This window comes from Actinocorallia libanotica, from assembly GCF_039525175.1.
GTDB lineage: Bacteria > Actinomycetota > Actinomycetes > Streptosporangiales > Streptosporangiaceae > Actinocorallia > Actinocorallia libanotica.
In genome coordinates this window covers 205,687-228,981 of record NZ_BAAAHH010000003.1, presented here as the reverse complement: position 1 = coordinate 228,981, position 23,295 = coordinate 205,687, and the positions used below count along the sequence as shown (strand labels likewise).

Here is a 23,295-nt window from a genome sequence, read left to right as displayed (position 1 = left end):
AATGAGCGAGCGCGCCGTCCCGTTCTACTGCCCGTACTGCGGAGACGAAGACCTAGTTCCCTTCGAGGGGGACGGGACCTGGCACTGCCGGGCCTGTGCCCGCAAGTTCCGTGTGACTTTCCTCGGGATTGGAGCCCCCCGTTGACTCTGCTGGACGCGGAAAGACCGGCGACGGCGCGCCCCTCCCTGTCGCTGGAGGACATCGTCGACTCCGCCGCCGACGCGCTGGAGGACGCCTCGCCGCTGGAGATCGTGCGGTGGGCGTCGGCCACGTTCGGCGACCGGATCTGCCTGACGTCGTCGATGTCGGACGCGGCGCTGATCCACCTGGTCTCCAAGGTCAAGCCCGGTGTCGACGTACTGTTCGTCGACACCGGCTACCACTTCGCCGAGACCGTCGGCACCCGCGACGCCGTCGAGGCGGTGTACCCGGTGAACGTGATCAACGTCCAGCCCAGCCGCACCGTGGCCGAGCAGGACCGCGACCTGGGGCCGCGCCTGTACGGGCGCAACCCCGACCTGTGCTGCCACCTGCGCAAGGTCGAGCCGCTCGGCCGGGCGCTGGAGGGGTACATGGCCTGGTTCACCGGCGTGCGCCGCTCGGAGACCACCTCCCGCAAGGCCATGCGGGTGGTGGAGTGGGACCGCAAGCGCGAGATGGTGAAGGTCAACCCGATCCTGCACTGGTCCGACGAGGACATGGACAACTACATCGCCGACAACGGGGTGCTGGTCAACCCGCTGCACTACGACGACTACCCGTCGATCGGCTGCGAGCCCTGCACCTCCCGCGTCGAGCCCGGCGCCGACCCGCGCAGCGGCCGGTGGGCCGGCCTGGGCAAGGTCGAATGCGGTATCCACCTGTGAGCACACCGCCACTGGTGGCGGTGGCGCACGGGTCACGCGACCCGCGCGCCACCGCCGCCGTGGAGGCGCTCCTGGACCTCGTGCGCGCGCGGGGCCTGGACGTGCGCACCTCCTACCTCGACCACGCCCCGCCCTCTCCCGTGCGGGTGCTGGCCGGGCTGGGCGAGGCGGTGGTGATGCCGCTGCTGCTCACCGAGGCCTACCACAGCAAGATCGACCTCCCCGGGGTGCTGGCGGCGGCGCGGCGGCACGACCCGCGGCTGTCGGTGCGGGTGACCGGGACGCTCGGGCCGCACCCGCTGCTGCTGGACGCCCTGGAGCGGCGGCTGGCCGAGGTCGGCGTCCTGCCCTCGCCCGGCACCGGCGTGGTCCTGGTGTCGGCGGGGTCCTCCGACCCCTCGGCCAACGCCGTCATCGCCGCGACGGCCCGCGCCTGGCGGCGCCGCGGCTGGTACGACGCGCGGCCGGCGTACGCCTCGGCCGCCTCGCCCTCCCCCGCCGAGGCGGTGCGCGCCCTGTACGAGGCGGGCGCGTCCAAGGTGGCGGTCGCCTCCTACTTCCTGGCCCCCGGCCACTTCGCCGACAAGGTCCGCGCCGCCGCCGAGGAGGCCGGGGCGCACGCGGTCTCCCCCGTGCTCGCCGACGCGCCCGAGCTGGCCGAGATCATCGTCGAGCGCTACCGCGCCGCGCTGACCGACCGGGCGGTCCGCACCGCCGGCTGAGCGCCGCGCCGTAAGGCGGCACCGGTGACGCAGGAATTCCAGTAGGAAATTTCCGGTTTCACGTTCCAAAGCCGATTGATCTCTATAACGTTGATCACCGACGGAGGGTGGTCGCGGGACTCCGGGGCGCCCACGTCCGGAGAGACCCGTCCGAGTCGTAGAGATCGAGAGTCTTCATGTCTTCCGTCCTGACGCCGCCGGCCGACCGCCGGACCCGGCTCCTCCCGTGGGCGCCGACGGTCGTGCTGGGCCTCCTCCTGGCGGCGCAGGCGCTCCTCGCCGCGGACACGGCGGCGCGGACACTGGCCGCGGCGGGCATGGCCGCGGTGGCGGCCCTGGCCGCCTCGCTCGTCCTGGCGCGCCGACGGGAGGCCGAGGCCCGCGACCGGGCGCTGGCGGCGCGGGAACAGCAGTGGCAGCAGGCCTGGTCCGAGCTGCGCGCGGGCGCGCACGAGCTGGTGCGGGAACGGCTGCCCTCGGTGCTGGAGGGCGCGGAACCGCCGCCCGCCGCGCGCCCGCCGGCCGACCCGGTGCTGGCCGAGCTGCTCGACGAGGCGCTCGGCCTGGCGACGGGGGCCGTCAAGCGGGGCGCCGACCGGGAGGAGTCGCTGCGGCTGGTGGTCGTGGCGCTGGCCCGGCGCGCCCAGGCCGCCGCGCACCGGGTGCAGGCCGCCGTGTCGCTGCTGGCCGACCGGCACTCCGCCGACCCCGACGTCGTCGAGGCGTGCATGGCCGTCGACCACGAGGCCGCGCAGCAGGGGCGGCACGCGCAGAGCCTGGCGGTGCTGTGCGGGGAGTGGCCCGGCCAGCAGTGGCAGGAGCCCCTCGCGTTCGTGGACGTGGTGCGCTCGGCGGCCGCCCGCATCGTGGCGTTCCGCCGGGTCGAGGTGAGCGGCGAGCCCGACCTCGCCGCCGCCGCGCCGGTCGTCGAGCCCCTCATCCACCTGCTGGCCGAGGCCCTGGCCAACGCCACCCAGTCCTCGCCGCCGGGCAGCATGGTGACGGTGGCGGTGCGGACCGTGGAGCGCGGCGTGGTCGTGCAGATCGACGACGGCGGGGTCGGCATGGACGCCCACCGCCTGGAGGAGGCGCGGAAGATCGCCTCCGGCGAGCGGAAGGTCGGCCTGAGCCGGGTCGGGGAGATCCCGCAGACCGGCCTGGCGGTCATCGGGCACCACGTGCGCAGGCACGGCCTGACCGTGGACCTCACGCCCTCCCCGTACGGCGGGATCAGGGTCGTCGTGCTCGTCCCCGAGACCCTGGTCCGGACGCTGGAGCCGGCGGGCGCCCTGCGGACTCCCCCGCCGCACGAACCGCCGCTCCCGGGCGGCCCCCTCCCGTCCGCCCCGGACTCCGCGGCGACCACCGCCTCGGGCCTTCCGCTGCGGCGCCGACGCGAGAAGCGCGACGACGACGCCCCCGCTCCCCCGACGTTCCCGGCGCCGGAGCAGGCGGCGCAGGAACCCGAAGACGCGGCCCGGTGGGCCGGCGCTTTCTTCGCCGATCCCCCGGCGCAGGACCCCGAAGGTCAGGATGGAGTGCGGTAGATGGCGCAGGACGACACGTGGATGCTCGCCGAGGTCACCGGCGTTCCGAACGTACGGCATGCGATGGTGCTCAGCGCCGACGGCCTGGTGAAGGTCGCCTCCGCGGGCCTTCCGCGGGACGAGGCCGACCGGCTGGCCGCCGCCTGCGCCGGGCTCCACTCGCTGGGTCGGGGCCTGGCGGGCCGGTACGGCAGCGGCACCGGCGAGGTCCGGCAGGTCGTCGTGGAGATCGACGGCGGGTTCGTGTTCCTGCGCGCGGCGGGACGCGGCTCGCAGCTGGCGGTCGTCACCGCCGCGAACGTGGACCCCGCCCTGATCGCCCAGCAGATGGCCGTGCAGGTGCGCAAGATCGGGGAGAGCACCCTGGCCACGCCCGCTCGGGGAGACCTCGGTCGGTGACCGAAGGCGACTACCGCGACCAGCCGCTGCGGCCGTACGTGCTCACCTCCGGCCGGGCGCAGCCGAGCCGCAACTGGATCGGGGTGGACACGCTCCTGATCGCCGCGCCCGGCGCGGCGCCCCTCCCGGTGACCGCCAGCCGCCAGGAGGCCGCCCTGCTGCGGATGTGCTCCGGGCTGCTGTCGGTCGCCGAGGCCGCGGCGCACCTGGCGCTGCCCGTCAGCGTGGTGAAGGTGCTGGCGTCCGACCTGATGGACTCCGGCCGGCTGCAGACCCGTTCCCGCGCCGCCGGAGGAGTGGACCTGGCGCTGGTGGAGGAGGTGCTGAGTGGGCTCCGCGAACTCCGCTGACCGCCGCTACCTGCCGGAGACGGTCCAGCGCTCGGTGAAGATCCTCGTCCTCGGCGGTTTCGGCGTCGGCAAGACCTCGCTGATCGGCTCGGTCAGCGAGATCGAGCCGCTGTCCACCGAGGAGGTCATGAGCGACGCCAGTACGGGCGTGGACGACCTGACGGGGATCGGGCGCAAGGCCACCACCACGGTCGCGCTCGACTTCGGGCGGATCACCCTCGGCCGGCGGATCGTCCTCTACCTGTACGGCGCCCCCGGCCAGCGGCGGTTCTGGGACCTGTGGGAGGGGCTGGCCGAAGGCGCCCTCGGCGTGCTGGTCCTGGTCGACACCCGCCGGCTGGAGAGCGCCTTCGACGTGCTCGACCAGCTGGAGCGCATGCCGGGGCTGCCGTTCGCCGTCGCCGTCAACCACTTCCCCGACTCGCGCGCCCACCCCGTCGAGGAGCTGCGCGAGGCGCTCGACCTGCCCGCGCACGTCCCCGTCCTGGACTGCGTCGCCCTGGACCGCGCCACGTCCCTGGACGCCCTGACCGCCCTGACCGACCACGCGATGCGCGTCATGACCGCGCGGAAGGTGCGCACGTGACACTCTCCCTGTCCGAGACCACGATGACCGCCGACCCGGCCGCGGTGTTCGCCCGGCTGCGCGCCGAGCAGGGCCACGTCGCCTGGGTCGAGCTGGAGCCGGGCGTCGGCGCGTGGCTGGTGATGGGCCACGCCGAGGTCCTCGCCCTCGTCCGGCGGGAGCACCTGTACTCCCGCGACGCCCGCAACTGGCGGCTGCTCCAGGACGGGACCGTGCCGCCGGACTCGCCGCTCGGCCCGATGATGTTCTTCCGCGACAACGTCATCGGCTACGACGGCGCCGCGCACGGCCGGCTGCGCCGCCCCCTGGACGCCGCGGTCGACGCCATCGACCAGCGGCGGATGCGCCGTTCCGTCGCGCGGATCTGCGACCTGCTCATCGGCGACTTCGCCGTGCGGGGGCGCGCCGACCTCGTCGCCGACTACGCGGTGATCGTCCCGATGCTGGCCATCGCCGACCTGTTCGGCCTGGACACCATGCGCGGGCACGAGCTGCTCGTGGCGATGCAGGCGCTGTTCGGCTCCGCCGAGGACGCCCAGGAGGGCAACCGCCGCTTCGAGGAGCTGCTCGGCGCGGCGATGGAGGGCCGGAGGCGCGAGCCCGCCGACGACCTGACCACCGCGCTGCTGCACCACCCCGAGCTGCGCGGCGACTCCGAGGTCCTGCAGTCGATGGTGGTGATGGTCTCGGCCGGCTACCACACCACCATCTCCTGGATCGCCCAGTCGCTGCGGCTGATGCTCGTCGACCCGCGGTTCGCCGCGCGCGTCCGCGGCGGACGCCTCGGCGTGGACGAGGCGCTCGACGAGGTGCTGTGGCGGGACCCGCCCATGTGCAACATGCCGGCCCGGTACGCGCTGCGCGACACCGAGCTGGGCGGCCGGGCGATCCGGCGGGGCGACGCGCTCATCCTCGGCCTGGCGGCCGCGGGCCACGACCCGCGCGTCCACGGCGGCGACCCGGGCGCGGAACCCGGCAACCGCTCCCACCTCGCCTGGTCGGCGGGCCCCCACGCCTGCCCGGGGCGCGTGCCCGCCCGGCTGATCGCCCGCACCGCCGTCGAGACCGTGCTGAACCGGCTGCCGGGCGTGGCGCTGGCCCTCCCGGCGGCGCAGATCCCGCTCACGCCGTCGCCGTGGACCCGCTGCCCGGCCGCGCTGCCCGTCACCTTCCCGACCCCCGACCGCATTTCCGGAGGCAACCCATGACCGCTGAGATCCCCGTCGTCGTCCTCGACCCGACCGGAGCCGACCACCACGGGGAGGCGGCCCGGATGCGGGAGCTCGGCCCCGTGGTGCGGATCGTGCTGCCGGGCGACGTCCCCGCCTGGGCCGTCACCCGCCACGACCTCGTCGCCGACCTGGTGCGCGATCCGCGGGTCAGCAAGGACTGGCGGAGGTGGAACGAGATCAGGGAGGGCCGCATCCCCGAGGGCTGGCCGCTGATCGGCATGGTCGCGGTGACCAACATGGTCACCGCCGACGGGGCCGAGCACCACCGGCTGCGGCGGCTGGTGACCCAGACCCTCACCCCCGCCCGGGTGCAGGCGCTGGAGCCGCGCGTCACCGAGCTCGTCGCCGGCCTGCTGGACCGGCTGCCCGGGCACGCCGACGCCGACGGCGTGGTGGACGTGCGGACGCACTTCGCGGTCGAGGTGCCGATGCAGGTGATCTGCGAGCTGACCGGGGTGCCCGCCGAGCAGCGCCCCCGGCTGCGGGAGCTGGTGGACAGCATCTTCCGCACCACGACCCCGCCCGAGGAGGTCGTCCAGGTGCAGACCGACATCTTCCGGCTGCTCGGCGACCTGATCGCGCTGCGCACCGCCGAGCCGGGCGAGGACCTCACCAGCGCGCTGATCGCCGCCCGCGCCGCCGACCCCGAGGCCCTCAGCGACGAGGAGCTCGCCGGGACGCTGTGGCTGATGCTCGCGGCCGGCCACGAGACCACCCTCAACCTCATCGCCAACGCCGTCCGGGCGCTGCTCACCCACCCCGTCCAGCTGGCCCTCGTCGAGAACGGCGAGGCCTCCTGGGCGGACGTGGTCGAGGAGGCGCTGCGCTGGGACGCCCCGATCGGCAACTTCATGGCCCGCTACCCCCTGGAGGACCTGGTCGTCGAGGGCGTCACGATCCCCGCGGGGGACGCGATCCTCGCCCCCTACAGCGGGGTCGGCCGGGACGAGGCGCAGCACGGCGCCGACGCCTCGGTCTTCGACATCACCCGCACCCAGGCCAGGAACCTGGCGTTCGGGGGCGGTCCGCACGTCTGCCTGGGCGCCCCGCTGGCCCGGATGGAGGCGCGGATCGCGCTGGAGGCGCTGTTCGGCCGCCACCCGGGGCTCGCCCTGGCCGTCCCGGCCCGGAAGCTGACGCCGGTGGAGTCGTTCTTCTCCAACGGACCGCAGACCCTGCCCGTCACCCTCTAGCCCTCGTCCGGTCCGTGGCCCGTTGGATGTTACCGACGGGTCATGTACCGTGCGGGACATGACGCACGAGGTGTTCAACCAGGTTCCCCCGCTGGTCGACCATGATCTGGCCGATGATCCCGCGCTGCTGGACGGACTGCGGCGCGAAGGCGCGGGCTGGGCCGCCGAGGAGCTGCACGCCCTGGGCCGCCTCGCCGGGACCGCCGAGGCGCAGGAGCACGGGCGGCTGGCCAACGAGCACCCGCCCGTGCTGCACACCCACGACCGGTACGGGCACCGCGTCGACGAGGTGGAGTTCCACCCGTCCTGGCACCACCTGATGCGGACCGCCGTCGAGCACGGGCTGCACGCACGGCCCTGGAGCGACCCGCGGCCGGGCGCGCACGTGGCGCGGGCCGCGAAGTTCTACACCTGGCGGGTGGACGCCGGGCACGGCTGCCCCGTCTCGATGACGTACGCGGCCATCCCCGCCCTGCGCCTGCAGCCCGACCTCGCCGCGCAGTACGAGCCGCTGCTGACGTCCGAGGAGTACGACTTCGGGCTGCGGGCGCCGCTGGGCAAGCGCGGGCTCATCGCGGGCATGTCGATGACCGAGAAGCAGGGCGGCTCGGACGTCCGCGCCAACACCACAACCGCGGCCCCGCAGGCCGACGGCACGTACCGCCTCGTCGGCCACAAGTGGTTCACCTCCGCGCCGATGTCGGACGTGTTCCTCACCCTGGCGCAGGCGCCCGGCGGCCTGACCTGCTTCCTCGTGCCCCGCGTCCTGCCCGACGGCACGCTCAACCCTCTGCGGCTCATGCGGCTGAAGGACAAGCTCGGCAACAAGTCCAACGCCTCGTCCGAGGTCGAGTACCACCAGGCCCACGCCTGGCGCGTGGGCGACGAGGGCCGCGGCGTGCGCACCATCATCGAGATGGTCAACATGACCCGCCTGGACTGCCTCATCGGCGCCGCCGCCGGCATGCGCCAGGGCGTCACGGCGGCCGCCCACCACGCCGCCCACCGCGTGACCTTCGGCAAGGCCGTCGCCGAGCACCCGCTCATGCAGAACGTGCTGGCCGACCTGGCGGTGGAGTCCGAGGCCGCCACGACCCTCATGCTGCGCCTGGCGGGCGCCGTCGACCGCGGCGAGACCGGCTTCAAGCGCCTCTCCCTGGCCGTCGGCAAGTACTGGGTCACCAAGCGCTGGCCCTCCCACGCCGCCGAGTCCCTGGAGTGCCTGGGCGGCAACGGCTACGTCGAGGACTCGGGCATGCCCCGCCTCTTCCGCGAGTCACCCCTCAACTCCGTCTGGGAGGGTTCGGGCAACGTCGCCGCCCTGGACGTCCTGCGCGCGATGCTGAAGGAACCCGACAGCGTCACCGCCTTCTTCGAGGAGGTCGAGTCGGCCTCCGGCGCCGACCCCCGCCTCGACGCCGCCGTCCGCCGGGTCAAGGACTCCCTCACCGACACCGCCACCCTGGAACTCCGCGCCCGCCGCGTCGTCGAACGCCTCGCCCTCGTCCTCCAGGGCTCCCTCCTGGTCCGCCACGGCCACCCCGCCGTCGCCGACGCCTTCTGCGCCTCGCGCCTCGGCGGCGACTGGGGCGCCGCCTTCGGCACCCTCCCCCCGGGCCTGGACCTGGCCACCGTCATCGAAAGGGCGACTCCGAAGATCGGCTAGGCGTTCCCCGCTCCCTCCGGCGGTGTCAGAATCGGCGTGCAAGATTTCGCCAAGGAGTTCTGAAGGAGTGGCCGGCTGATGATGGGCCGTACGCATGCCCTGTCCGGAGCGGCGCTCTTCACGGCCGGGAGCATCCCCCTGGGGCTGCCCTGGCACCAGGTGCTGGTCGGGGCGGTGGCGTGCGCGGGAGCGGCGGTGCTGCCCGACATCGACCACCACGGGTCGCATGTGGCGCGGACGTTCGGGCCGCTGACGCGCGGGTTCGCGTGGGGCGTGGGGAAGGTGGCGGGCGGGCACCGCAACGGGACGCACTCGGCGCTCGGGGTGGGGCTGCTCGCCGCCGTGGTGTTCTTCGCCTCGGCCGTCTACGTCCAGGACGAGGTGACGTTCTGGATCGGGTGCGGCATCACCGGCACGATGCTGGTGGTGGGGCTGCTCATCGGGCTGTTCTCCAAGGGGCGCGGGAGGGCCGCCTACAAGAAGCCCTGGCACGGGTTCCTCGCGATCATGGCGTGCGCGCTGGCCGCCGCCGGGATCGGGGCGGGCACCTACTGGTACGGGCAGGACGCCGGGGTCGTGCTCGTGGGCGCCGTGCTGGTGCTGGTGCTGGCCGCGGCGATCCGGCCCCTGAACATCAAGGGGATCTGGGACGACCTGGCGCCCATCCCCATCACGTTCGCGCTGCTGTGGTTCCACGTCGACCTGTCGGTGCTGCCCTACGCGGTCGTCGTCGGCGTCGTCATCCACATCTGCGGCGACATGATCACCCGGGGCGGCTGCCCGCTCGGCTGGCCGTGGTCGCAGACCATGCACGGGCCCAAGTGGTTCCGCACCGGCGACAAGACCGAGAAGGGGCTCGTCTTCCCCGCGCTCGTCGTGATCCTGTGCGTCTCCTTCGGGGTGCACGTCTCGCCGTTCATCCTCGAGCACACCGAGGGGCTCCAGGTCACCCTGCCCGGCCGCTGAGCCGCGCCCGCCCCGAAAACACCCCTGACCTGCCGATACAGGTTTGAAGCACGGGGTCCGTTGAAAGGATCTCTACTACTTCTCACGGTGTTCGGGGGCGGCGGCCCGCGCCGACAGTACGGGCGGTTGACATGGCGATCAGTACACATCCGGACCGGGCGGGCGGCGGCGCGGCCGGCCCGGTGTGGGCCGCCACCCGGACGGGTCCCGCGCTGCTGGGGGTGGGAACCGCCGTCCCGGACACCTCCTACACCCAGTCCCGCCTGCTGGAGCTCTTCGGCGTCGAGGACGAGCGGGTGCGGTCGGTCTTCCTCAACAGCGCGATCGACCGCCGCCACCTGGCGCTGCCGCCGGTCGGCGCGGACGGCAGGCTCCGCGCCGAGAGCCAGGGCGAGCTGCTGGCCAAGCACAAGAAGCAGGGCGTCGAGCTGGGCATCCGGGCGCTGCAGACCTGCCTGAAGCGGATCGGCGCCGCCGTCGACGACCTGGGCTACCTCGTCTGCGTCTCCACGACCGGGCTGCTCACGCCGGGGTTCAGCGCGCTGCTCATCCGCGAGCTGGGCATCTCCGTGCGGTGCGGGCGGCTCGACGTCGTCGGCATGGGGTGCAACGCCGGGCTCAACGCGCTCAGCGCCGTCACCGGGTGGGCCTCCGCCCATCCCGGCGGACTCGCGGTGATGGTGTGCGTCGAGACGTGCTCGGCCGCCTACGTCTTCGACGGGACGATGCGCTCGTCGGTGGTCAACAGCCTGTTCGGCGACGGCGCGGCAGCCGTCGCGGTGCGCCTCGGCCCGGAGGGCGGGGGCCCGCAGGTCCTGCGGTACGCCAGCCTCATCATCCCCGACGCGATCGACGCGATGCGCTACGACTGGGACGAGGCGCACGGCAAGTTCAGCTTCTTCCTCGACCCGCGCATCCCCTACGTGGTCGGCGCGCACGCCGAGGAGGTCGTCGGCGACCTGCTGCGCGGCACGGGGCTGCGGCGCAGCGACATCGCGCACTGGCTGGTCCACTCCGGCGGCAAGAAGGTCGTCGACTCCATCGCGGTCAACCTCGGCCTCACCCGGCACGACCTGCGGCACACCACCGGTGTGCTGCGCGGCTACGGCAACCTCTCCAGCGGCTCGTTCCTCTTCTCCTACGAGCGGCTCATGCGGGAGGGCGCCGCCCGGCCCGGCGACTACGGCGTCCTCATGACGATGGGTCCGGGTTCCACGCTGGAGACCGCGCTCGTCCGTTTCTGACCCATCCATCACCAAAGGAAACAGACATGTCTTCGGCAGATCTCTCTTGCGGCACCGTGCTCGGCGTGGACGGCGGGCAGCCGCTCTCCCCCGCGCTGGTCGAGGAGATACAGGCGTTCTGCGACCGGGTGGAGGACACCCGCGACGCGTCGGCCGTGGTGGTGCGGCTGAGCGGGACCGGACCCGCGCCGGACTGGCCGGGCGCCGTCGGCGTCGACCTGGTGGGCAGGTGGGAGAAGGCGCTGCGCCGGCTCGAACGGGCGCCGGGCGCGAAGATCGCGGCCGTGGAGGGCCTGTGCGGCGGGGCCGCGCTGGAGGTGCTGCTCACCTGCGACTACCGGATCGGCTCCCCGGGCGCCCGGGTGGAGCTCCCCGTGCGGGACGGCGGCGTCTGGGCGGGGATGGCCGTGCACCGGCTCGTCGGCCAGCTCGGCGGCGCCGCGGCCCGGCGGATGGTGCTGTTCGGGGCGGTGCTCTCCGCCGAGCGGGCGCTGGACCTCGGCCTCCTCGACGAGCTCGCGCCCGACCCGCACGAAGCGGCCGCGCGGATGGCCGCGGAGGCCGCCCTGCTGGAGCCCGACGAGCTGGCGATCCGGCGGAGGCTCGTCCACGACGCGGCGGTGACCGGCTTCGAGGAGGCCCTGGGGATGCACCTGGCCGCGTGCGAGCGCACGCTGTCCCGGCTGCGCGGCGGCGTGAAGGGGCGTGCCCTGTGAGCGCCGGGCAGGTCGAGACCGGACGCCGGTGGGCGTGCCCGCGGTTCACGGGGTCGCTCGCCGAGGACTCCTGCGCGCTCGCGGCCGCCTCGGCGGAGGTCGACGCGCTGCTGGACGCGCTGCCCGCCGGACCCGCCAGGAACCCGGACCAGCGGAAGTCGGCGGCGGAGGCGCTCCTCGACCGGCGGCGCGTCCGCCACGCCTTCCTGCAGCTGCACGCCGAGACCGTCTACGACGAGCTGACCGGCGGGATGCGGGAGCGCCCGCGCCTGTCGGAGCTGGTGTTCGCCGCGGCCGAGGCCTTCCCCGGCCTGCTCCCCTGCCGCGAGCGCATGGCCGCCGAACGCGAACTCGCCCAGGCCGACAAGGACGGCCTGGAGATCGACCAGGGGTTCTTCTTCCACGCGGTGCTCGGCTCGCGGCGGGTCGGCCACCACCTCCTGGAGTCCATGCTCTACCCGACGCCCCGGGCGCTGGCCCTGCTCGACGAGTGGCGCCGCACCGGCGCGACGGCGTTCGGCTCGCTCCACCTGGAGCGGCTCGACGGCGTCGCCCACCTCACCCTGAGCGGCCACCGCCGCCTCAACGCCGAGGACGACCGGCTCGTCGACGACCTGGAGACCGCCGTCGACCTGGCCCTGCTCGACGACCGGGTGCGGGTGGGCGTGCTGCGCGGCGGGGAGATGAGCCACCCCCGCCACCGGGGCCGCCGGGTGTTCTGCGCGGGCATCAACCTCGTGGACCTGCACCGGGGCCGCATCTCGTACGTGGACTTCCTGCTCCGCCGCGAACTGGGCCACCTCAGCAAGCTGATCCGCGGGGTGCGCGCCAAGGACGCCTGGCCCCGCCGGACCGTGGACAAGCCGTGGATCGCCGCGGTCGACTCCTTCGCGATCGGCGGCGGCATGCAGGTGCTGTTCTCCGTCGACCACGTGATCGCCGCCGCCGACGCCTACTTCAGCCTGCCCGCCGCCCAGGAGGGCATCGTGCCCGGCATGGCGAACCTGCGGCTGACCGCGCTCGCCGGGGGCCGCCTGGCGCGGCAGGTCATCCTGGGCGGCCGCAGGATCTGGGCGCACGAGCCCGAGGCGCGGCTGATCTGCGACGAGGTGGTCGACCCGCACCGGGTCGGCGCCGCCGTCCAGGAGGCGGCCGCGCGGCTGGGCGGCCCCGCCGTGGTGGCGAACCGCCGGATGATCAATCTCGCCGAGGAGCCGGCCGAGGACTTCCGGCGGTACGCCGCCGAGTTCGCGCTCGAACAGGCGCTGCGCCTGTACAGCCACGACGTCATCACCAGGGCCGGCCGCTTCGGCGCGGACCGGGGCGGCTCGTGAGGCCCGTCGAGGCGCTGCTCTCGGTCCTGCGGGACGAGGGCGTTTCGACGGTGTTCGGGAATCCGGGCACCACCGAGCTGCCGTTCGTGGAGGCGCTGGCCGGGGCCCCCGACCTCACGTACGTGCTCGGCGTGCAGGAGGCGTCGGTCGTGGCGATGGCCGACGGCTACGCGCGTGCCGTGCGGCGTCCGGCGTTCGTCAGCCTGCACGCCGCGGCCGGGCTGGCCAACGGGCTGGTCGGGCTGCTCAACGCGAGCCGGTCGCGGACCCCGCTCGTCGTCACCGCGGGGCAGCAGGACCGGCGGCATCTGGTGCACGACCCCATGCTCTCGGGTGACCTGGTGGGGCTGGCACGCTCCGCGGTGAAGCACGCCGTCGAGGTGCAGCACGCCCGTGACCTGGCGGTCCTGCTGCGGCGGGCGTTCGCGGAGGCCGTCCGGCCGCCCGCGGGTCCGGTCCTGCTGTCGGTGCCGATGGACCTGCTGGAGGAGGACGGGCCGGTCGATCCGCCGCCGGCGAGGTCGCAGCTGGGCGGGGCCGGACCGGCCGCGGGCTGGCGGGAGGCCGCTGCGCTGCTGGCCGGAGCGGACCGGCCCGCGATCGTCGCGGGGGACGGAGTGGGCCGCGCCGACGCCCTGGCGGAACTCGTCGGGGTCGCCGAGGCGCTCGGAGCCGTCGTCTTCCACCAGCCGATGAACGACGGGCTCGGCTTCCCGACCACGCATCCGCTGTACGCGTCCGCGCTCGAACCCCGGAACTCGGCGATCCGCGCCGCCCTGGAGGGGCACGACGTGGTGTTCGTCGCCGGGGCGCGGGCGTTCACCGCGCACCACTACGAGCCCGGACCGCCGGTTCCCGAGGGGACGTCCGTCGTCCAGCTCGACGACGACCCGGCCGAGCCCGGCCGGGTGTTCCCCGTCGCGCTCGGCCTGACCGGCGGGATCCGGGAGACCCTGGCCGTGCTCGCCGAAGCGCTCGACGGCCGGGTGCCCCAGGCCTCCGGCCGGATCGCGGTGGCCGAGAGCGCGCACACCGCCGCCCGCGCGGCGTTGCGGGAGCGGGCGCTGGCCGGTTACGGCGACGCGCCGATGGATCCGCTCGCCGCCGTCCACGCCGTGGACGCCGGGCTGCCCGCCGACGCCGTCGTGGTGGAGGAGGCGATCACCTGCGGGGTGCTGCTGCGGCGGCTCCTGCCGCTGGAACGGCCGCGCTCCTACGTCCACACGGTCGGCGGCGGGCTGGGATCGGGGATCGGCATGGCCGTCGGCTCGCGGCTCGGCGACCCGTCGCGGCCGGTCGTCGCGGTGCTCGGCGACGGATGCGCGCTGTTCGGGCTCCAGGGGTTGTGGAGCGCCGCCCGCTACGACGTGCCGGTCGTCTTCGTGGTGATGAACAACGGCGAGTACCGCACGTTGAAGGACACGGTCGCGCGGCGGGGGCGGCTCGACGGCTTCGCGCCCGGCTGCCTGGACCTGCGGCCACCGGAGCTCGACTTCACCGAGGCGGCCCGGTTCTTCGGCGTGGACGCCGTCCGCGCCGGTTCGGCCGAGCAGGTCACCGAGGCCGTGGCCAAGGCCGTCGCGTCCGGCCGCCCCGTCCTGGTCGACGTCCCCGTCACCGGTCGTGAGGAGTGAGGCCGTGCCGCCGCGCGTGCTGTACGCCAAGGAAGGCCGTGTCGCGTACGTGACGCTCAACCGCCCGGAGGTGCTCAACGCGCTCGACCTGCGCACCCACGAGGAGCTCGCGGAGGTCTGGGACGACTTCGAGCGGGACGACGACCTGTGGGTGGGCGTGCTGTCGGGCGCGGGCGGGCGGGCGTTCTCGGTGGGGCAGGACCTCAAGGAGCTGGTCGCGCTGACCGAGGCGGGCCGGGCGCGGCCCGCGACGTTCGGCAGCCGCGGCAGGCCGGGCTGGCCCCGGCTCACCGAGCGGTTCTCCCTCGCCAAGCCGCTCGTCGCCAAGGTCGGCGGGTACGCCCTGGGCGGCGGGTTCGAGCTGGCCCTGGCCTGCGACATCATCGTCGCCTCCGAGGACGCGGAGTTCGGCCTGCCCGAGGCGCGGCTGGGGCTCGTCGCGGGAGCGGGCGGGGTGTTCCGGCTGACCCGCCAGCTGCCCTACCGCACCGCGCTCGGCCACCTCCTCACCGGCCGCCGCCTGTCCGCGGCACGCGCCTGCGAACTCGGCCTGGTCAACGAGGTGGTGCCCGCCGCCGAACTGGACAAGGCCGTCGAGGTCTGGCTGGAGGACCTGCTGGCCTGCGCTCCCCTGGCCGTCCGCGCGATCAAGGAGGCGGCGGCGACCTCCTCGGTCCTGCCGCTGGCGGACGCCTTCGCCACCCGCTACGTCTGGGAGGAGCGCCGCATGTGGAGCGAGGACGCCGCGGAAGGCCCCCTGTCCTTCGTGGAGAAAAGACCACCCCGCTGGAAGGGTCGTTGAGCCGCCGGCTCGGCGACAATGGAACCGGCGGGGGGAGCGGTTCGTTCTCTGCGCGTTCCTGACGAAAGAGGTTTCTCCATGGCGGTGGACGCGGCGGCGCGACCGGGTTTCCTGCGGCCGCTGGTGATCGGCGCGGTGCTGGTGACCGTCATGGGCCTGCTGTGGGGCGTGCCCTGGTGGACGCTCGTGGCCGCGCCCGGGTGGGGGACGGCGGGATTCGCCGCCGGATCGGTGCTGTTCGCGGCGGCCGCGGTCGCGATGCCCGGGCTCAAGTTCCTCGGGCACCGCGGCGGGCACGACGGCATGTCCGTGGCCGGGGACACCCTGATCGGGGTCGCCTGGGTGCTCTTCACGTGGTCCGTGCTGGGCAACGTGCTGCGCGCCGTGCTGGCGGCGGCCGGCGTCGAGCAGGCCGGCAGGGTCGCCGCCCTCGCCGTCCTCGCGGTCTCCGCCGCGCTGCTGGCCTGGGGGTACGCCGAGGCGATGCGGGTGCCCCGCGTCGAGAAGGTGGACGTGGTCCTGCCCAGGCTCGGCCCCGGCCTGGAGGGCACCCGCGTGGTCCTGCTGACCGACACCCACTACGGCCCGACCGACCGCGCCTCCTGGTCGCGCAAGGTCACCGAGGTGGTGAACTCCCTCGACGCCGACATCGTCTGCCACACCGGCGACATCGCCGACGGGACCGTCGCGCAGCGCCGCGAGCAGGCCGCCCCGCTCGCCGACGTCCGGGCGAAGGCCGCCCGCGTCTACGTCACCGGCAACCACGAGTACTACGGCGACCCCCTCGGCTGGATCGCCCACCTGGACGGCCTCGGCTGGCAGCACCTGCACAACCGCCACACCGTCGTCGAACGCGGCGGCGACCGGGTCGTCGTCGCGGACGTCGACGGCGCCACCGCCCACCACTCCGGCCACCCCGGCCACCGCGCCGACCTGGCGGCCGCCCTCGACGGAGCCGACCCCGCCCTGCCGGTCCTGCTCCTGGCCCACCAGCCCAAGCAGATCCCCGCCGCCGAGGAGGCGGGCGTCGACCTGCAGCTCTCCGGCCACACCCACGGCGGCCAGATCTGGCCGTTCAACCTCCTGGTCCGCCTCGACCAGCCGCACGTCGCGGGCCTGTCCCGCCGCAACGACCGCACCTGGCTCTACACCAGCCGCGGCACCGGCTTCTGGGGCCCGCCCTTCCGCGTCCTGGCCCCCAGCGAGATCACGCTCCTCGTGCTGCGCGGCGCTCCTACACTGGCCGGATGACCGCACTGACCCTGGGGATCGTCCCGTCCTCCTTCGTGATCGAGCACCTGCCGCACACCACCCTCCCCGAGGACGACGACTGGATCGCCCTGGTCCGCGCGCCCGAGGGCCTCACGGTCGTGCGGGACGCCGCCCCGTGGGCCGAGGCCGAACGCTGGACCGGCCTGTACGCCACCGGCCACGACCTCGACGCCCCGGGCCTGCTCGCCTCCGTCGTCGCCCCGCTGGCCGAGGCGGACGTGCCGGTGTTCGTCGCCTCCACCTTCCACGGCGACCTCGTCCTCACCCCGGAACGCCTGCGGAAGACCGCCGTCTCCGCGCTGGAGGCGGCGGGCCACAGAGTCCTTCCCTGACCCCGCCCGGATCCGCGGCGTCCGGGAGAGCACCTCGGAGGTCCCGCGTTCACTCCGGGAGGGCGCGGGTGCGGGAGATCTCGCCCAGCCAGCGGGCGGAGGGCTTCGGGGTGCGGGTGAAGGTGCGGCGGTCGACGGCGATGAGGCCGAAGGTGGGGCGGTAGGAGCCCCACTCGTAGTTGTCCAGGGCGCTCCAGTGCAGGTAGCCGCGGACGTCGGCGCCTTCGGACATGGCGGCGGCCAGGCCTGCCAGGGCGCCGCGGGTGTAGGCGACGCGGCGGGTGTCGTCGGCGGTGGCGATGCCGTTCTCGGTCACCAGGATGGGGACGCGCGGGCCCACGACCCGGGCGGTGTGGCGGACGGCCTCGCCGAGGGCGGCCGGGTGGTACTCCCAGCCGGTGAGGGTCTTCTCCGCGCCGTCGGGGACGGGGAGCGGGCCGTCGGCTGAGACGCGGGTGCGGGTGTAGGACTGGACGCCGATCCAGTCGTCGTCGCGGGCGGCCTCCAGGAAGCGGTCCTCGCGCGGCCAGGCGTGGGCGCGGCAGACCTCCTCCGCGCCGGGTTCGGGCTGGTAGACCTGGTTGGCCACCGTCCAGCCGACGCGGAACTCCGAGGAGACGCCGCGCAGGGCGTCACGGGCGGCATGGTGGGCGGCGATCAGGCCCTCGCTGAGGGCGGTGTCGGGCTCCAGCAGCTTGAAGTCGACGTTCGCGCCGCCTTGGCGGATCGCGGTGTGCATCAGGGCGATCATGTTGGGCTCGTTGATGGTCGCGACGTAGCGGACCCGTCCTTCGAGGATGGGGGCGACGGCCTCGGCGTAGGCGGTGAACCGCTGGACGGCGTCGGGGGCCGTCCAGCCTCCGGCCGCGGAGAACCAGCGGGGCGAGGTGAAGTGGTGGAGCGTGACCACGGGCTCCAGGCCGCGGGCGTGCGCGCCTTCGACCATCCGGCGGTAGTGGTCCAGCGCAGCCCGGGAGAAGCGGCCGGGCTCGGGTTCGATCCGCGCCCACTCGACGCTGAAGCGGTAGGCGGTGAAGCCGAGGTCGCGCAGCAGGTCCATGTCCTCGGGCCAGCGGTGGTAGCTGTCGGCGGCGTCCCCGCTCGGCTCCTCCACCCCGCTGCCCTCGCGGTTCTCGAACACCCACCAGTCGCTGTTGACGTTGTTGCCCTCGATCTGGTGCGCGGCCGTCGAGGCCCCGAACAGGAAGCCCTCGGGGAAGGTGAACGTGTGCTCCGGCATGCCCGGCTCCTCGCCTGCGGGAAATGAAAACCGTACAGTGAATGGTTTTGAGAGTACACTCCCGCCATGAGCACCGAAAGACGCAGCGCCCTCCCCCGCCCCTGGAGGGTCGTCACCGCGGAGCCGGAACTGCGCGGCACCGCCGGCACGCTGGAATCCCTGCTGGCTCCCCACCTGGCAGGACCGGCTCCGGACGGCCGGGCGCCGGGGACCGTCCGCCTCGTCCTGGGCGAGTGCGGCACGGGCCCCGAGGTGCTGGGCGTCTCACCGCGCGGGGACGAGCGGCCGGACGAGCGCCACGAACTGCTGGTCGCCCCGGACGAGATCGTCTGCACCGCCCGCACCCCCGAAGGCGTCTTCCGCGCCGCCGTCGCCGCGGTGCGCGGGCTGGCCACCGCGCCGGACGGGGTTCCCGGCGGCGGCCGCGTGCAGGACGGCCCGCGCTACGCCTGGCGCGGCCTGCTGGTGGACCCGGCCCGCCGCTTCCTCCCGGTCGAGGACGTGCGCCGCCTGATCGACCTGGCCGCCCTCCACCACCTGAACGTGCTGCACCTGCACCTCACCGACAACGAGGGCTGGCGCCTGGAGATGGCCGGCCGCCCCCTCCTCACCGAGGGGCAGGAGGGGGCCTTCTACACCGCGGCCCAGTACCGGGAGCTGCAGGACTACGCCGCCGCCCGGTTCGTGACGATCGTCCCGGAGATCGACCTGCCGGGCCACACCTTCGCGGTCATGCGCGCCTACCCGGATCTGGGGACGATGCCCCGGCCCTCCTGGATGCCGGCCGACGCGCCCGTCACTCCCCCGCTGGACCCGCACGACCCGGCCTCCCGCGCGTTCGTCGCCGAGGTGCTGACCGAGACCGCCCGCCTCACCGACGGCCCGTACGTCCACATCGGCGGAGACGAGGCCTTCGGCATCGACGGCGAGTCCTTCGCCGAAGCGGTGCGGTTCTCCCGGGCGGCCGTCCGGGCGGCGGGCAAGCGCCCCCTGGGCTGGCAGGAGTCCGCCCGCGCCGGTACCACTCCCGAGGACGTCTGCCAGTGGTGGGTGGACGTCCCGATGATGGACCTCCCGGCGAACGAGGAGGAGCGCGCCGCCCGCCCCGACATCCTCAAGGCCGGTCACACGATGGCCTTCATCGTCGCGCTGAAGCGCTTCTTCACCCCCACGAACGACGACTTGAAGCGCATCACCGACGGCGGAGGGCGCGTCCTTCTGTCCCCGCAGTCCCACCTCTACCTGGACCGCCCCTACGACTCCTCGGTCGTCCCGGAGGAGCACCGCGAACGGTCCGCGCGGCTGGGCTTCAACTACCGCCCGCGCGACGTACGCCACGCCGCGGCCTGGGACCCCGCCTCCTACGGACTCCTCCCCCACCAGATCGCCGGGATCGAGGCGACCGTCTTCGGCGAGTCGCTCCAGGATCTCGACGACCTCACTTTCCTGCTGCTCCCCCGTCTCGCCTCGGTCGCCGGCACCGCCTGGACCGGCTCCCCCGAGCCGTGGGAGGCCCATCGCGAGACCCTCTCCGGCCTGGCCCGCCTGTGGCGCGAACGCGGCCTGGACTTCATGCCGTCGACCGAGGCCGACTGGAGCTGAGCGCGCGGAGGGCGGCCACCCCGAGGTGGCCGCCCTCCGTCGGCGGTCAGGTGGTGAGGCCGCTCAGGAGGCCCCCGTCTCCTGGGCGAGTTCCCGCCTGCGCCTGCGCTGCTCGTGCACGTCGGCCACGGGTGCCGACAACATGAGAGCGCGCGTGTAGGGGTGTTCGGGACGGGCGGTGACCTGGTCGGCCTCGCCGGTCTCCACGAGTTCTCCCTGATGGATCACCGCGACGCGATGGCTCATGGCGCGGACGACCGAGAGGTCGTGGGAGACGAAGAGGTAGGAGACGGCCGTCTGGTCCTGGATCTCCAGGAGGAGTTCCAGGACCGTGTGCTGGGTGGTGAGGTCCAGCGCGGAGACCGGCTCGTCGCAGACGATGAGCTTCGGACGCAGCGCCAGGGCCCGGGCGATCGCGACGCGCTGGCGCTGGCCTCCGGAGAACTCCCGGGGCAGGCGGTCGGCGGCGTCCGCGGGGAGCCTGACGCGTTCCAGCAGCTCGCCGACCCTGCCTCGGGCCTCGCGGACAGTGGTCCCCTGGGCGATCAGGGGCTCCATCAGGGTGTCGCCGATGCTGAAGGACGGGTTCAACGAGGTGTACGGGTCCTGGAAGATCACCTGGAGGTCGCGGCTGAGCTCGCGGCGCCGGCGCGGCGCGGCGCGCTCGATGCGCTCCCCGTCGAAGGTGATCGTCCCGGCCTGGACGGGGACGAGGCCGAGGACGGCCCGCCCGATCGTCGTCTTGCCCGATCCCGACTCCCCGACCAGGCCGAAGGTCTCGGCGGGGCGGATGTCGAAGGAGACGCCCTTCAGCACCTTGGTGCGGGTGCGGCGGCGCGCGGCGAAGGAGACCTCCAGCCCGTCGACCTCCAGCAGCGGACGCTCCGGTTCGTGCATGTTCATGCGTTCGCCTTTCGCGGTCGCCAGGCCGGGCGGGCGGGGACGTGGTCGAGCACCGCGTCCAGGAGCCCGCGGGTGTACGGGTCGGCGGGCGCGTGCAGGACCTGCTCGGCGGTGCCGCTCTCCACGATCCGCCCCTCGCGCATGACGGCGACGCGGTCGCACAGGTCGGCCACGACGCCGAGGTTGTGGGTGACCAGCAGGACGCCGAGGTCGCGTTCGCGCTGCAGCCTGCGCAGCAGCTCCAGGATCTCGGCCTGGACCCGGACGTCGAGCGCGGTGGTCGGCTCGTCGGCGATGAGCAGCCGCGGCTCGCACGACATCGCCCCCGCGATGAGCACCCGCTGGGCCATGCCGCCGGAGATCTGGTGCGGGTAGGAGCGGAACGCCCGCTCGGGGTCGGCGATCTCCACCATCCGCAGCAGCTCCAGCGCCCGCGCGGCCGCTTCCTTGCGGGAGAGGCCGAGTTTGCAGCGGATCGGTTCGACGAGCTGGGCGCCGATGGTGAACGCCGGGTCGAGGTTGCTCATCGGCTCCTGCGGCACGTAGGCCACCACGTCTCCGCGCAGGGCGCGGTGCCGCCGTTCGGGCAGCCCGACGACCTCCTGCCCCTCGATGAGGACGCTGCCGCGGGACACCCGTCCGCCTTCGGGCAGGAGCCCCAGGACCGAGAAGGCGGTCTGGGTCTTGCCCGACCCCGACTCCCCCACCAGCCCGACGACCTCCCCGGGCCGCACGTCCAGGTCCACCCCGTGGACGACCTCGCGGTCGCTCCCGTCCGGGAGGGTGTAGGCCACGGCCAGGCCGCGCACCGACAGCAGGGCGGCGCGCTCGTCGCGGGCGGCGGGCTCCGGCGCGACCGGGGCCTCGGCCGTGCGGCGGACGGCGCGGCCGGTGCTCCCGCCGCGGCCCTCCAGCACGTCGGGCAGCGCGGCGGCCAGCAGGACGAGCGCGCCGCTGGTCAGCCCGAGCGCCAGTCCCGGCCAGAGCAGCAGCAGGGGCGCGCGCTGGATGTTCTGGAAGGCCTCGTTGAGCATGGCGCCCCAGGTGGGGGCGCCGTCGTGGCCGCCGAAGCCGAGGAACTCCAGGCCCGCCTGCAGCCCGATCGCCACGCCCGCGACCAGCGCGGTCTGGATGATGATCGGGCCGCGCACGACGATCAGGACGTGCCGGGAGATGATCCGGGCGTCGCGCAGGCCGGAGACCCGGGCAGCGTCGACGTACAGTTCGCCGCGCACCTGGACGACGATGCCGCGCACCAGCCGGAAGAAGGCGGGCGCGACCAGGAACCCCAGCACGACCATGAGCACCCAGGCGGTGGAGCCGAGCACCGCGCGGGAGGCCAGCAGGACGACCATCGCGGGCAGCGCCATGATGAGGTCGGAGACCCAGCTCGCGACGCCGTCGAACCAGCGGCCGTAGTACCCGGCGGCCAGCCCCGCCGGGACGCCGAGCAGCAGCGCCACCGCCACCGAGAGCACCGCCCCGCCGAGCGTGGTCCGCCCGCCGTACAGCAGCCGGGACAGCACGTCGCGTCCGGCGGAGTCGAAGCCGAACGGGTGGCCGCCGGACGGCCCGCGGAAGGAGTCGCGCAGCTCGGAGGCCCCGGGCCCCTGGGCGGCCAGGACCGGTGCGAGCAGCACGGCCAGGACGATGAGGCCCAGGACGAGCGCCGAGGCCAGGCCGAGCGGGTGGCACAGCAGCCTGCCCGGTACGCCCCTGCGGGGCGCGGGTGTGCCGCTCATGAGGTCCTCGCCTTCGGGTTGAGCCAGCCGATGAGGATGTCGACGACCAGGTTGATCAGGACGACCCCGATGACGGTGAACACGACGAGCGCCATGATCACGGGGATGTCGCCGCGGGTGGTGTAGCTGACCGTCATGCTGCCGATGCCGGGCAGCCCGAAGATCTGCTCGACCAGCACCGCGCCGCCGAGCAGGCCGACGAACTGCATGCCGAGCACGGCCAGCGCGGGCGCGGAGGCGTTGCGCAGCACGTGCCGGAACACGATCCGGGCCGGGGAGAGGCCGCGGGCGCGCAGGGTGCGCACGTAGTCCTGGCGCAGCACCTCGATGACCGAGCCGCGCACCTGCTGGGAGACCCCGGCGATCGAACCGATCGACAGCGAGAGCACCGGCAGGGTGACGGCGGACAGCCAGCCGGAGGCCGACTCGGTCAGCCCCGTGTAGCCGATCGCGGGGAACCACCGCAGCTGGACGGCGAACACCAGCACGATCACCAGCGTCACCAGGAAGCCCGGCAGGGCGTACCCGGCCACGCCGAGGACCTGCACGAACCGGTCGACGGCGCCGCGCCGCACGCCGGCCCAGACGCCGAGCAGGAACGAGGCGACGGCCGTGATGAGGGTGACGCTGACCATCAGGCTGGCGGTGACCGGCAGCCGGTTGCGCAGGGCCTGGGTGACGTCCTCGCCGCTGAACCAGGAGGTCCCGAAGTCGCCGCGCAGGGCGTGCGCGAGCCAGTCCAGGTACTGGACGAGGACCGGCCGGTCCAGGCCGAGCTCGTGGTTCTTGGCCGCGACCTCCGCCTGGCCGGCCCCGCTGCCCAGGAGCTGGCGGGCCACGTCGAGGTCGGGGATCGACAGCAGCAGGTACGCCAGCAGGGAGATGACGAAGAGGAGGAACACGCCGGCGGCGAGCCGGCGTGCGATGAACGTCAGCATGATGTCCG

23 protein-coding genes are annotated in these 23,295 nt (G+C 74.1%); 19 read left to right on the top strand and 4 right to left on the bottom strand.

All coding sequences use genetic code 11. The annotated features are described in order from the left end of the window. Position 1: 1 nt before the first annotated feature. From ABD140_RS06300 to ABD140_RS06215, 18 genes are all read left to right on the top strand, one after another. Positions 2-145, top strand: coding sequence for an Insertion element protein (locus tag ABD140_RS06300; RefSeq protein ID WP_344237707.1), 144 nt, complete (start codon positions 2-4; stop codon positions 143-145). Further along, positions 142-867 (top strand): phosphoadenylyl-sulfate reductase, encoded by a 726-nt coding sequence (locus tag ABD140_RS06295; protein WP_344237705.1) that lies wholly within the window; start codon positions 142-144, stop codon positions 865-867. The genes ABD140_RS06300 and ABD140_RS06295 overlap by 4 nt, the downstream gene beginning before the upstream one ends. Then, positions 849-1,589: a sirohydrochlorin chelatase gene (locus tag ABD140_RS06290; protein ID WP_344237703.1), complete on the top strand. Its 741-nt coding sequence runs from the start codon at positions 849-851 to the stop codon at positions 1,587-1,589. The genes ABD140_RS06295 and ABD140_RS06290 overlap by 19 nt, the downstream gene beginning before the upstream one ends. Before the next feature lie 176 nt (positions 1,590-1,765). Next, complete coding sequence (locus ABD140_RS06285; RefSeq protein ID WP_344237701.1) at positions 1,766-3,136, top strand: ATP-binding protein; 1,371 nt, start codon at positions 1,766-1,768, stop codon at positions 3,134-3,136. After that, entirely contained in the window at positions 3,137-3,535 is a 399-nt protein-coding gene (locus ABD140_RS06280) for a roadblock/LC7 domain-containing protein (RefSeq protein WP_344237699.1), read from the top strand. After that, entirely contained in the window at positions 3,532-3,885 is a 354-nt protein-coding gene (locus ABD140_RS06275; protein WP_344237697.1) for a DUF742 domain-containing protein, read from the top strand. Before ABD140_RS06280 ends, ABD140_RS06275 begins: the two co-directional genes overlap by 4 nt. Then, entirely contained in the window at positions 3,863-4,471 is a 609-nt protein-coding gene (locus tag ABD140_RS06270) for a GTP-binding protein (protein WP_344237695.1), read from the top strand. Before ABD140_RS06275 ends, ABD140_RS06270 begins: the two co-directional genes overlap by 23 nt. After that, complete coding sequence (locus tag ABD140_RS06265; protein WP_344237693.1) at positions 4,468-5,679, top strand: cytochrome P450 family protein; 1,212 nt, start codon at positions 4,468-4,470, stop codon at positions 5,677-5,679. The genes ABD140_RS06270 and ABD140_RS06265 overlap by 4 nt, the downstream gene beginning before the upstream one ends. After that, positions 5,676-6,896, top strand: coding sequence for a cytochrome P450 family protein (locus ABD140_RS06260; RefSeq protein ID WP_344237691.1), 1,221 nt, complete (start codon positions 5,676-5,678; stop codon positions 6,894-6,896). Before ABD140_RS06265 ends, ABD140_RS06260 begins: the two co-directional genes overlap by 4 nt. Before the next feature lie 58 nt (positions 6,897-6,954). Next, a complete protein-coding gene (locus tag ABD140_RS06255; RefSeq protein WP_344237689.1) occupies positions 6,955-8,562 on the top strand; it encodes an acyl-CoA dehydrogenase family protein in 1,608 nt (535 codons plus the stop codon). A 78-nt stretch (positions 8,563-8,640) separates the two neighbouring features. Continuing rightward, positions 8,641-9,528, top strand: a complete 888-nt coding sequence (locus ABD140_RS06250) for a metal-dependent hydrolase (protein WP_344237687.1) — start codon at positions 8,641-8,643, stop codon at positions 9,526-9,528. Between the two features lie 131 nt (positions 9,529-9,659). Continuing rightward, a complete protein-coding gene (dpgA, locus tag ABD140_RS06245) occupies positions 9,660-10,772 on the top strand; it encodes a 3,5-dihydroxyphenylacetyl-CoA synthase DpgA (protein ID WP_344237685.1) in 1,113 nt (370 codons plus the stop codon). A gap of 26 nt (positions 10,773-10,798) precedes the next feature. Beyond that, positions 10,799-11,488 (top strand): enoyl-CoA-hydratase DpgB, encoded by a 690-nt coding sequence (dpgB, locus tag ABD140_RS06240; RefSeq protein WP_344237683.1) that lies wholly within the window; start codon positions 10,799-10,801, stop codon positions 11,486-11,488. Continuing rightward, positions 11,485-12,822, top strand: coding sequence for a (3,5-dihydroxyphenyl)acetyl-CoA 1,2-dioxygenase DpgC (gene dpgC, locus ABD140_RS06235; RefSeq protein ID WP_344237681.1), 1,338 nt, complete (start codon positions 11,485-11,487; stop codon positions 12,820-12,822). Before dpgB ends, dpgC begins: the two co-directional genes overlap by 4 nt. After that, on the top strand, positions 12,819-14,456 hold the full coding sequence (locus tag ABD140_RS06230) for a thiamine pyrophosphate-binding protein (protein ID WP_344237679.1): 1,638 nt from the start codon (positions 12,819-12,821) through the stop codon (positions 14,454-14,456). The genes dpgC and ABD140_RS06230 overlap by 4 nt, the downstream gene beginning before the upstream one ends. A gap of 4 nt (positions 14,457-14,460) precedes the next feature. Beyond that, a complete protein-coding gene (dpgD, locus tag ABD140_RS06225; protein WP_344237677.1) occupies positions 14,461-15,258 on the top strand; it encodes an enoyl-CoA-hydratase DpgD in 798 nt (265 codons plus the stop codon). A gap of 78 nt (positions 15,259-15,336) precedes the next feature. Further along, positions 15,337-16,509: a metallophosphoesterase gene (locus ABD140_RS06220; RefSeq protein WP_344237675.1), complete on the top strand. Its 1,173-nt coding sequence runs from the start codon at positions 15,337-15,339 to the stop codon at positions 16,507-16,509. Beyond that, positions 16,506-16,862: an ACT domain-containing protein gene (locus ABD140_RS06215; RefSeq protein ID WP_344237673.1), complete on the top strand. Its 357-nt coding sequence runs from the start codon at positions 16,506-16,508 to the stop codon at positions 16,860-16,862. The genes ABD140_RS06220 and ABD140_RS06215 overlap by 4 nt, the downstream gene beginning before the upstream one ends. Positions 16,863-16,911: 49 nt before the next feature. On the opposite strand, the gene ABD140_RS06210 is transcribed toward ABD140_RS06215, so the two are convergent. Further along, positions 16,912-18,102, bottom strand: coding sequence for a glycoside hydrolase family 1 protein (locus ABD140_RS06210; RefSeq protein ID WP_344237671.1), 1,191 nt, complete (start codon positions 18,100-18,102; stop codon positions 16,912-16,914). 66 nt (positions 18,103-18,168) lie between these two features. Between ABD140_RS06210 and ABD140_RS06205 the strand changes: the two genes are divergently transcribed. Continuing rightward, a complete protein-coding gene (locus ABD140_RS06205; RefSeq protein WP_344237669.1) occupies positions 18,169-19,704 on the top strand; it encodes a family 20 glycosylhydrolase in 1,536 nt (511 codons plus the stop codon). 63 nt (positions 19,705-19,767) lie between these two features. Here the strand turns inward: ABD140_RS06205 and ABD140_RS06200 are convergent, their stop codons facing one another. The 3 genes from ABD140_RS06200 to ABD140_RS06190 are packed head-to-tail and all read right to left on the bottom strand — an operon-like array spanning position 19,768 to position 23,287. Further along, a complete protein-coding gene (locus tag ABD140_RS06200; protein ID WP_344237667.1) occupies positions 19,768-20,607 on the bottom strand; it encodes an ABC transporter ATP-binding protein in 840 nt (279 codons plus the stop codon). After that, on the bottom strand, positions 20,604-22,349 hold the full coding sequence (locus ABD140_RS06195) for a dipeptide/oligopeptide/nickel ABC transporter permease/ATP-binding protein (protein ID WP_344237665.1): 1,746 nt from the start codon (positions 22,347-22,349) through the stop codon (positions 20,604-20,606). Before ABD140_RS06195 ends, ABD140_RS06200 begins: the two co-directional genes overlap by 4 nt. After that, the gene (locus ABD140_RS06190; RefSeq protein WP_344237663.1) at positions 22,346-23,287 is read right to left on the bottom strand and encodes an ABC transporter permease; all 942 of its coding nucleotides are present in this window, start codon (positions 23,285-23,287) and stop codon (positions 22,346-22,348) included. Before ABD140_RS06190 ends, ABD140_RS06195 begins: the two co-directional genes overlap by 4 nt. Between the last annotated feature and the right edge of the window lie 8 nt (positions 23,288-23,295).